Below are 10,838 nucleotides of genomic sequence, written 5' to 3' on the forward strand. Positions count from 1 at the left end.
CGGCAGGCTACAGACTGTCGGATAACCGTCTGGTAATCGTCCACGGTGAATAACAACATAAGTCGATATGTTCGCAGGGAGCATATTCGCGATACCGTCTCGTCAAAAAGAGAAAAGCCATCATTGCGTGTGGCATCAGAAAAATTGCGTTTATTATTTCAGCTACCCTTTATTTACTGTTCATTTTTTATCACCCGAAAATTAAATAAAGCATCAACAAAGATGCCGTTGGAAATATTTAAAATAAAGTATCAGTATTGATATTTTATTCTTCCAGGAAATTTATTAAAATATTTCCCGTCAATTCATTTCTGTGATCGCTTCAATATTATTCGCTGACCACCACGATATAGAATGCCGCCACAAAACAGTATTGACTTGTTGACATAATTAGCAATATGTCTTGTTCATTTTTTAAACTCTGTAACGGCAAGTTGCCGATACTGTAATTTTTATACCCCAGTACGACGGGTATTAATGTGTTCACCGAGGAGAAACCAGTAAATGAGCACAATTCAAGATAGCATCCAGGTGTCAGAACAGGCTTCAGGATGGCGTAAAAGCGATACCGTCTGGATGCTCGGCCTCTATGGCACAGCCATCGGCGCTGGTGTGTTATTCTTACCTATCAATGCCGGTATTGGTGGTTTAATTCCGTTAATTATCATGGCACTGATTGCTTTTCCAATGACATATTATTCTCACCGTGCTTTATGCCGTTTTGTATTATCCGGCAAAAAAAGTGGCGAAGATATTACCGACGTTGTTGAAGAACATTTCGGCGTTGGTGCGGGGAAATTAATCACTTTACTTTATTTTTTCGCTATTTACCCGATCCTATTAGTTTATAGCGTCGCCATCACCAATACGGTAGATAGTTTTATTACTCACCAATTGCATTTGCCTTCTCCGCCGCGTGCCGTGTTGTCATTAATATTGATTCTCGGGCTAATGTTTATTGTTCGCTTCGGTGAGGCAATGATCGTTAAGGCAATGAGCATTCTGGTTTATCCTTTTGTTGCCGTACTGATGTTGCTGGCGATTTATTTAATTCCGAACTGGAACACCTCTGTTTTTGAAAACATTTCTTTGAATTCCAGTGTCACGGGCAACGGTCTGTTGGCGACATTATGGCTGGCTATTCCGGTGATGGTTTTCTCCTTCAACCACTCACCAATCATTTCTTCTTTCGCCGTCGCCAAGCGAAAAGAATATGGCGATGACGCAGAGAAAAAATGCTCACGCATTCTGTCATACAGCCACATTATGATGGTGCTGACCGTTATGTTCTTCGTCTTCAGTTGCGTACTAAGCCTGTCTCCGGCTGAGCTGATGGAAGCGAAAACACAGAACATTTCTATTCTGTCCTATCTGGCGAACCATTTTAACAATCCAGTCATGGGCTATCTGGCACCAATTATTGCCACTATCGCGATCTCTAAATCGTTCCTGGGTCACTATCTGGGGGCGGGCGAAGGCTTCAACGGCATGATCGTGAAAACCCTGCGCAGCAGAGGAAAAACCATTTCCAACACCAAATTAAACCGCATCACTGCGCTGTTCATGCTGGTCACGACCTGGATTGTCGCAACGCAGAACCCAAGCATTCTGGGTATGATCGAAACGTTGGGCGGCCCGATTATCGCATGCCTGCTGTTCCTGATGCCGATGTACGCCATTCAGAAAGTCCCGGCAATGAAGAAATACAGCGGCCACATCAGTAACGTCTTTGTCACCCTGATGGGACTGATCGCTATTTCCGCCATCGTTTACAGCCTACGCGATCTGCTGTAAGCCCCCCACTCTACTTAACGCCGATACGTTATTTTCTAGTCATACCCTGAATAATTCGAGTTGCAGGACAAAACGTTCGCGTTTTGAACAACGCAAAGCGTTGGCCTGAAGGGGTGAGGCCATAAGGCCGAATAACGCGGCAACCACACGACCCGAAGGGTGAACCTCATTTATGAGGTTCATCAATCCCCAGGAGCTTACTCAAGTAAGTAACTGGGGTGAGTGGGGGCAAATCTGCTTATTTGATGAAATTTCAGCCAAATCTTCCGGTAATATAATCCTCTGTGCGGCGCTGCGTCGGCGAGGTAAACAGATCGTCCGTACGGTTGTACTCAATTAATTTGCCTTGATTGATAAACGCCGTGTAATCCGACACGCGTGCCGCCTGCTGCATGTTGTGCGTCACTAACACCAGCGTGAGATGCTGTTTTAGCGTCCCCATCAGCTCTTCAACAATCAGCGTCGAAATCGGATCGAGCGCCGAAGTCGGCTCATCCAGCAACAGCACTTCCGGCTCAATGGCGATCGCCCGGGCGATCACCAAACGCTGCTGCTGCCCGCTGGATAGCGTCAGCGCGTTGTCGCTCAGGCGATCCTTTACCTCATGCCACAGCGCCGCCGCCCGTAGGGAGCGCTCAACGGCATCATCCAGAAAACGACGATCGCGTAGTCCCTGTAATCTCAGGCCATAAATCACATTCTCATAGATCGATTTGGGAAACGGATTCGGGCGTTGAAAAACCATACCGACCCGACGGCGCAATACGGCCACATCCAACTGCAGATCGTTAATGGGCATACCATTAAGCCAGATATTGCCTTCGGTACGACAGTCATCCACCAGATCGTTCATGCGGTTAAAGCAGCGTAACAGCGTCGATTTACCACAGCCCGACGGGCCAATCAGCGCCGTGATCTGATGCTTCGGAATACGAATCGAAATATCGTTCAGTGCCTGCTTATCGCCATAGTACAAATTCAAATGTTCTACGGTTAACGTCGTCTGTTCATCACTCAGTTGATGAACATCAGGTAACGGCGCCATCTCCTTTTGTGTCATAAATCCCATAACTTCATCCTACTTTCACAGTGATAACGAACGATATTTTTCACGCAGAACATGGCGGATCCCAATTGCTGCAAGGTTTAGCCCAACGACAATCAGCACCAGCAGTAACGCGGTGATGTACACCAGCGGCCTTGCCGCTTCTACATCCGGGCTTTGGAATGCCAGATCGTAAATTTGGAACCCCAGATGCATGAATTTTCGTTCAAGATGCAGATAAGGGAAAATATCGTCTACCGGCAAGACTGGCACTGACTTCACCACACCGACCAACATCAGCGGCGCGGTTTCCCCGGCTGCACGCGCCACAGCGAGGATTAAACCGGTCATCATCGCGGGCACCGCCATCGGCAGCACAACGTGCCACAGCGTTTCGGCTTTAGTGGCACCTAATGCCAATGAGCCGTAGCGTACCGACATCGGGATACGCGACAACCCTTCCTCCGTCGCCACAATCACCACCGGCAGCGTCAGCAACGCCAGCGTCAGCGATGCCCACAGTAGCCCCGGTGTACCAAATGTCGGATTCGGCAGCGCTTCAGAATAGAACAGCTGATCCAGCGTGCCGCCGATGAGATAAACAAAAAAACCTAACCCAAACACGCCGTAAACAATGGAAGGCACCCCAGCCAGATTAACTACGGCCACCCGCACCCAGCGCGTTAGGCTATTTTTCCCCGCGTATTCATGCAGATAAACTGCGGCGATCACACCAAGCGGCATCACGACAATGGACATTAGCACCACCATCAGCACCGTGCCAAAGATTGCGGGAAAAAGATGGCCAGCGCTGTTGCTGTCCGGCGAGTAGTGCGTCAGCATATATTTCGTCTGATCGCCCCAGTAGCTGATTTTTTGCCACAGGTTCATCGCATTTGGGTACCAGACCTGTTCTATCTCCCTGAGCGGGATAACATGGATGCTGCCGTTTGCATCTCGTAGCTGCACAGTATCGCGATAAATGTCCTGATTCAGTGAGGTTAACTCACGCGACAGCTCACCAAAGCGACGTTGCAATTCAATGCGTTCAGCCTGAAGACGGGCCAGTGCCTGATTATCCAGTGTTCGAGTCTGCTGTCGCTTTTTCTCTTCCAGCCGTAGCGCTTCAAACTGCTGGTTGATCTTCGCCATCTCACCCATCCGGATGGCCTGCGCCTTCGCGAGCAACCCTTGCAGCTGTTCGACGCGATGTTGCAAGGTCGCAGGGAGATCCGTCGCCACCAGCGGCTGCTCCCCTTCCTGCATACCAGCCAGATAGCCATAGGCTGTGCCATTGTTGGTCCGCTTTACTACCAGAATGTCAGCGGGTTTATCAAAACGGACAATGTCGCGTGACAGCAACGAACGAAAGCTCTGGCCATGGATTTCACGCTGGCCAATTTTGATCAAATAGCGTGTTTCAGCGTCCCCAGATGCAGACGTTAAATCAGCCTGTTCCAGTTGCTGAGGCGAAAGCGTCTGTTCGGCATAAATTTCCCCCATTAGCGCGCGCTGCACACCCTGTTCTGGCTGTAACGTCAGTAGCCAGACTGGCTGCGGCCACAGATAGCGCATGCCCTGCCCCGCCAGCAGCACGATGATTGCCAACATCGCCAGCAGGCTAATGGAAATTGACGATGCGGTCAGCCACACCCAGGGCTTTCCTGAACGGAACCAGCGCTTCACGCGTTTTCTCCTTCATCACGGTAGCGTTGACGTAAGCGCTGCCGGATAATTTCTGCCAACGTATTCACGATAAATGTGAACACAAACAGCGTTAAAGCCGTTAAAAACAACACCCGATAGTGACCGCTGTTCGTTACCGCTTCTGGCATTTCAATGGCAATATTCGCTGCCAGCGAGCGCAAGCCTTGAAGCAGGCCTTCATCCATAATCGGTGTGTTGCCGGTCGCCATGAGCACAATCATGGTTTCCCCCACAGCGCGGCCAAAACTCAACATCAGCGCAGCAAAAATCCCGGCACTGGCGGACGGCAGCACGACGCGCCACAGGGTTTGCCACGCCGTCGCGCCCAGCGCCAGCGACCCCTGGCTTAAACGTGCTGGTACGCTGAACAAGGCATCTTCCGCCAGCGAAAAAATCAGTGGAATCAGCGCGAAACCGAGAGCGACGCCCGCGACCAGCGTATTACGTTGCACAAAATCATCGCCCAGCCACTGGTACAGCGGCTGTCCTAACACCCAGATTTCCATACGTGGCGCAATCCAACAGCCGAGCACGAATGTCAGCAGGATCGTAGGGATGAGAAAGAGTACGTCCCAGCCAACAGGGAAGCGGAGACGCCAGCACGTCGGCAGGCATTCAATCAGCCAGCCGCAGCCGAGCACGGCCAGAATCCATAAAATCGGCATGACAAGAATAGCAGACAGGTACGTCGCAAAATGCGGTGCCAGCCAGATGGCGGCAATCAAACCGACGACAACCGTCGGCAGCGCGCCCATGATTTCCAGCGTGGGTTTAATCCAGCGCCGCAGCGTCGGCGACATAAAGCAGGCGGTATAAATCGCCGCAGACAGCGCCAGCGGCGTAGCAAACAACATCGCGTAAATCGCGGCTTTCATCGTGCCCAACATCAGCGGCATCATGCTGAATTTGGCCTGATAACTGTCATCCGCAGATGTGGATTGCCATATATAGGCAGGCTCCGGGTAATTCTCATACCACAACTTTTGCCACAGCCCGCGCCAGCCAATATCAGGATACGGGTTATCAACCTGATAACGATGCCAGCCCTGTGCCGTTTCAACCAGCATGGCAGAGCCGTGCGGTGAAAATGCCAGACCCTGTGCATGAGCAGGTAACGTCTGCGTCAGCAGCGCATGCGACTGCTTGCTGGCAAACAGCGACAGTTCACCTTGTGCATTCAATGTGGCAAAGACTCGCCGCTGTGCTTCTGTTGCCATCAGCAGCGATTCCCCCACGACGTGCGGAAACTGGCGGATCTCCGTCAGCGTAGCGCCTTTTTCGCCAGGAACCTCAAACCATTGGCTAATCTGCCCGTCCGCGGTCTGAACCAGCAGCGACCGCCCGCCAGACAATAGTGCCAAATGCAGAGGTTCCGCCAACTGCAATTGCTGTTCTTCCCTAAGCGTCAGCGCATTCGCCTCTACCTGCCACAGCGTTAATGTGTTGCCGATGAGCAAATAGACCTGCTGCCCGTCTGGACTCAGCAACAGTTGACTCACCGTGCCAGCCGGAAGCGTAATTTGTGCCCGTTGACGCACGCCGTTTTCATCAACATCAGCAATAATCAATACGTTTTCCTGCCCGATGGCCGCAACAACGGCATGCGTGTTGTCCACCGATGCCACCGCCAGATGACGCAACGGCTGCGCAGGCAACCCAAGCGAATAAGCCTGCTCACCGAGTGGATAACCCCAGACAGGAGAACGGTTTTCCGTACGTGACAACACGGGTTGCACAAAGACTAAGCGGCCGTCGGGCTGGCTCAGAGCATAAATCTGTCGCTCTCCCTGGCTTTGCGCCACTAAATGCAGTGCGGGAACCAGCCGAATACGTGACATGGGCTGGTTTTCCGCAAACGGAATAAGCTCACCGTAGCCCTGACTGTCGATGCGAAACCCGATCTGCCCATTGTCGCTAAGCCCCAACGCCAGCGACGCTTCCCCAGCGTGGCGTTGTACCGTTTTTTGGCCGTTAACTGTGGGGGAAAGGAACAGTGGCGTCACCACATACAGGAGATAGAAGAAAATCAACAGCAACATTGCCAGCACCAGCAGCCCGCTGCCCGCAACAATGCGGTGAACCAAACGATCTACCCACGCGCGTCGACGATCCTGATACTGTGATGTGTTGCCTGTTTTTACCATTATTCTCGCCGTTAGAGTGAAGCCGCCAGAGTCGTGTTGTTAACGTATTGCGGATAGCATATGTTGCCTTTACACCCATAATATGACAATGGTAAGTCTGTCTATGAATTAGATTTTATCGTCATCAACACGCCATAATGTTGTTGTACCCTATCTCCACAAAGGAAGGGTATGAATATTGGATGAACCTTCAGTACATGAGTTGAGCGGAGTGACAATGGGTCAGGACAAACTCTACATAGAGAAAGAATTAAGTTGGTTATCCTTTAATGAACGAGTACTTCAGGAAGCAGCAGATAAAAGCAATCCGTTAATCGAACGCATGCGCTTTCTGGGCATCTACTCCAGCAACCTTGATGAATTTTATAAAGTCCGTTTTGCCGATTTGAAAAGACGCATTCTGATTAATGAAGAACAGGGGATGGACGGCAATCTGCGACATCTATTAGGCAAAATTCAGGCGCGCGTACTCAAAACCGATCAACTCTTTGACAGTCTGTACAATGAGCTACTGCTGGAGATGGCGCGTAACCAGATTTTTCTGGTCAATGAACGTCAGGTTTCTCCTAATCAGCAAGAGTGGCTGAGAGATTACTTCCGGCAATATCTGCGTCCACACATCACGCCAATACTTATCTTTGACGAAACCGATCTGGTGGAGTTCCTGAAGGATAGCTATACCTATCTTGCCGTCGAGATTATTCATGGCGATGAGATCAACTACGCCCTGCTGGAAATTCCTTCGGATAAAATACCGCGCTTCGTCAACCTGCCAGCGGAAGCACCTCGCCGTCGTAAGACCATGATTCTCATCGATAACATTCTGCGCTACTGCCTGGATGATATCTTCAAGGGCTTCTTTGATTATGATGCGCTGAACGCGTACTCCATGAAGATGACGCGCGATGCGGAATACGATCTGGTGACCGAAATGGAATCCAGCCTGCTGGAACTGATGTCCTCCAGTCTGAAACAGCGCCTCACCGCCGAACCGGTGAGATTCGTCTATCAGCGCGACATGCCGGACGCGATGGTCGCCATGTTGCTGGATAAACTGGGTATCTCTTCCTATGACTCCGTTATCCCCGGCGGGCGTTATCATAATTTCAAAGATTTTATCTCTTTCCCGAACGTCGGACGTGCCAATTTGGTCAACAAACCGTTGCCGCGCCTGCGACACACTGGGTTCAACCATTTTCGCAATGGGTTTGATGCGATCCGCGAGCGCGACGTGCTGCTCTATTACCCGTATCACACCTTCGAGCACGTATTGGAACTGCTGCGACAAGCCTCTTTCGACCCCAATGTGCTGTCCATCAAAATCAATATTTACCGCGTTGCCAAAGACTCGCGCATTATTAATTCGATGATCCACGCGGCGCATAACGGTAAGAAAGTGACGGTAGTAGTCGAGCTACAGGCGCGCTTTGACGAAGAGGCAAACATCCATTGGGCGAAGCGCCTGACAGAAGCCGGCGTGCACGTGATTTTCTCGGTGCCTGGGTTGAAGATTCACGCCAAACTGTTCCTGATATCCCGTCGCGAAGGGGAAAACATTGTGCGCTACGCGCACATCGGTACCGGTAACTTCAACGAGAAAACCGCCCGCCTGTATACGGACTACTCGCTGTTGACCGCCGATGAACGCATTACCAACGAAGTACGTCGCGTCTTTAACTTCATTGAAAACCCCTACCGCCCGGTCAGCTTCGAATATTTGCTGGTATCGCCGCAAAACTCCCGCGACAGGCTTTACCAGTTGATCGATACCGAGATCGAGAACGCGCTGGCGAATCGCGATGCAGGCATTACGCTTAAGGTAAATAATCTGGTGGATAAAGGGCTGGCGGACAAGCTGTATCAGGCTTCTTCTGCGGGCGTGAAAATTAATCTGCTGGTGCGCGGCATGTGTTCACTCATCCCTAATTTACCGGGGATCAGTGAAAATATTCAGGTCATCAGTATTCTTGATCGCTATCTGGAACACGATCGGGTGTATGTTTTCAATAACGGTGGAGACAAGAAAGTTTACCTTTCTTCCGCAGACTGGATGACACGCAACATTGATTACCGCATTGAAGTCGCAGTGGAAATACTCGATCCTACGTTGAAAAACCGCGTGTTGGAAACGCTGGATATCCTGTTCAGTGATACGGTGAAAGCCCGTGTCGTTGATAAAGAATCGAGCAACCGCTATGTATCACGCGGTAACAAGCGTAAAGTACGTGCGCAAAATGCCATTTACGACTACATCAAGGCGTTGGAGCAACCTGGAGATAAGCCTGAATAATGCCGTTAACGAACAATGAAAAAACCGAGATGAAGCCGCAAGAATTCGCCGCCATCGACCTGGGTTCCAATAGTTTTCACATGGTAATCGCACGCGTGGTAAACGGTGCGCTTCAGGTATTGGGGCGTTTAAAACAACGGGTACATCTGGCCGACGGGCTGGATAACAAAAATGTACTCAGCGAAGAGGCCATTCAACGCGGCCTGAACTGTCTGGCGCTGTTTGCTGAACGCCTGCAAGGCTTCCCCGCCGTGAACGTGTCCATCGTCGGCACGCACGCACTGCGTCAGGCGGTCAACGCGCAGGAATTTTTACGCCGTGCTGCGGATATCATCCCCTATCCGATAGAGATCATTTCCGGCCACGAAGAAGCCCGTCTGATCTTTATGGGCGTGGAGCATACGCAGCCGGAAAAAGGCCGTAAGCTGGTCATCGATATCGGCGGCGGCTCTACCGAGCTGGTTATCGGTGAAGATTTCGAGCCGATGCTGGTGGAAAGCCGTCGTATGGGTTGCGTCAGCTTCGCACAACAGTTTTTCCCGAACGGTGAAATCAGCGAAACCAACTTCAAACGGGCCCGACTGGCTGCGGCGCAAAAGCTGGAAACGCTGTCTTGGGAATACCGTATATACGGGTGGAAATTCGCCCTCGGCGCGTCTGGAACGATCAAAGCCACGCATGAAATTCTCGTGGAGATGGGAGAAAAAGACGGCCTGATTACCCCCGAACGGCTGGAGAAGCTACGCACGCAGATCTTGCAGTTTAAGCACTTCAAATCACTGAGCCTGCCGGGTCTGTCCGAGGATCGTCAGTCAGTGCTGGTGCCCGGTCTGGCTATTCTGTGTGGTATTTTCGATGCGCTGGCGATCAAAGAACTACGCCTGTCCGATGGCGCGCTGCGCGAAGGCGTGCTGTACGAAATGGAAGGACGTTTCCGCCATCAGGATATTCGCATCCGTACCGCGCAGAGTCTGGCGACCCATTACAATATCGACCGCGAACAGGCGCGACGCGTGCGGGAAACCACGCAGCAGCTTTATGCGCAGTGGGCAGAGCAAAATCCTAATCTAGTGCACCCACAGCTTGAGGCCATCTTAAACTGGGCTTCCATGCTGCATGAAGTCGGATTGGGCATTAACCATAGCGGCATGCACCGCCATTCCGCCTACATTCTGCAAAATACCAACCTGCCTGGCTTCAATCAGGAACAGCAGCTTGTGCTGTCGATGATCGTGCGACTGCATCGTAAGGCGATCAAGCTGGAAGAATTGCCACGGCTAAACCTGTTCAAAAAGAAACAATATTTACCACTGGTACAGCTCCTGCGCCTTGCCACGCTGTTGAACAACCAGCGTCAGGCAACAACAACGCCGGAATCGTTACGGCTGCATACCGATGACAACTACTGGACGCTGACATTCCCACGCGACTTCTTTACCAACAACACGCTGGTACAGCTGGATTTGGAACGGGAACAGGAATATTGGCAGGACGTCACCGGCTGGAAGCTGATGATAGAGGAAGAAAAAGCCTGATTGCTGGAAATGTTGTCGGTTAATCTGAACGCACGCCAAACGATTAGATGTCGAAAAATTAAACACTCCAACTGACTGGTGAAGCTCGGTTGAGGTAAAGTTTACCGGGATGGGGTCGATACTAAATTGATGGCTGGCGAGAATTTTCGCCACTATCGTGCAACCTCAGCGGAAAGGCGCGCTTCCTTTCCACCGGATATCAATCCAACTCAGTATTAAGGAGAGTAAAATGGATGTATCACAGATTGCATCGCTCGCGACCGACCTCAGGAGACTGTAATTTAAATTGTGTAATTGCCTGTTTTTGATATGTTCACTCCAAC

At 51.0% G+C, this 10,838-nt stretch carries 6 protein-coding genes; 3 read left to right on the forward strand and 3 right to left on the reverse strand.

What is annotated here, in order from left to right; translation table 11 throughout:
* The first annotated feature begins 504 nt into the window (after positions 1-504).
* Positions 505-1,794: an HAAAP family serine/threonine permease gene (locus ACKQAD_RS04165; RefSeq protein ID WP_409158975.1), complete on the forward strand. Its 1,290-nt coding sequence runs from the start codon at positions 505-507 to the stop codon at positions 1,792-1,794.
* A gap of 253 nt (positions 1,795-2,047) precedes the next feature.
* On the opposite strand, the gene pstB is transcribed toward ACKQAD_RS04165, so the two are convergent.
* The 3 genes from pstB to ACKQAD_RS04180 are packed head-to-tail and all read right to left on the reverse strand — an operon-like array spanning position 2,048 to position 6,690.
* On the reverse strand, positions 2,048-2,863 hold the full coding sequence (pstB, locus tag ACKQAD_RS04170; protein ID WP_409158976.1) for a phosphate ABC transporter ATP-binding protein PstB: 816 nt from the start codon (positions 2,861-2,863) through the stop codon (positions 2,048-2,050).
* Between the two features lie 15 nt (positions 2,864-2,878).
* Positions 2,879-4,525 carry a phosphate ABC transporter permease PstA gene (gene pstA / locus ACKQAD_RS04175; protein ID WP_409158977.1) on the reverse strand — a complete coding sequence of 549 codons (1,647 nt, stop codon included), beginning with the start codon at positions 4,523-4,525 and terminating at the stop codon, positions 2,879-2,881.
* Positions 4,522-6,690 (reverse strand): ABC transporter permease subunit, encoded by a 2,169-nt coding sequence (locus ACKQAD_RS04180; protein ID WP_409158978.1) that lies wholly within the window; start codon positions 6,688-6,690, stop codon positions 4,522-4,524. The genes pstA and ACKQAD_RS04180 overlap by 4 nt, the downstream gene beginning before the upstream one ends.
* 217 nt (positions 6,691-6,907) lie before the next feature.
* Here ACKQAD_RS04180 and ppk1 point away from each other — a divergent pair, with 217 nt between their 5' ends.
* Together ppk1 and ppx are read left to right on the forward strand one after the other, a co-directional pair.
* On the forward strand, positions 6,908-8,980 hold the full coding sequence (ppk1, locus tag ACKQAD_RS04185; protein ID WP_409158979.1) for a polyphosphate kinase 1: 2,073 nt from the start codon (positions 6,908-6,910) through the stop codon (positions 8,978-8,980).
* Positions 8,980-10,515, forward strand: coding sequence for an exopolyphosphatase (gene ppx / locus ACKQAD_RS04190; RefSeq protein ID WP_409158980.1), 1,536 nt, complete (start codon positions 8,980-8,982; stop codon positions 10,513-10,515). The genes ppk1 and ppx overlap by 1 nt, the downstream gene beginning before the upstream one ends.
* Positions 10,516-10,838 lie beyond the last annotated feature (323 nt).

The sequence above is a fragment of the Pectobacterium artocarpous genome (genome assembly GCF_046159765.1).
Lineage (GTDB): Bacteria > Pseudomonadota > Gammaproteobacteria > Enterobacterales > Enterobacteriaceae > Pectobacterium.

Coding starts and splice junctions, on each gene's coding strand:
- ACKQAD_RS04165 (WP_409158975.1), top strand. CDS start 505: ATGAGCACAATTCAAGATAGCATCCAGGTGTCAGAACAGGCTTCAGGA.
- pstB (WP_409158976.1), bottom strand. CDS start 2,863: ATGGGATTTATGACACAAAAGGAGATGGCGCCGTTACCTGATGTTCAT.
- ACKQAD_RS04180 (WP_409158978.1), bottom strand. CDS start 6,690: ATGGTAAAAACAGGCAACACATCACAGTATCAGGATCGTCGACGCGCG.
- ppk1 (WP_409158979.1), top strand. CDS start 6,908: ATGGGTCAGGACAAACTCTACATAGAGAAAGAATTAAGTTGGTTATCC.
- ppx (WP_409158980.1), top strand. CDS start 8,980: ATGCCGTTAACGAACAATGAAAAAACCGAGATGAAGCCGCAAGAATTC.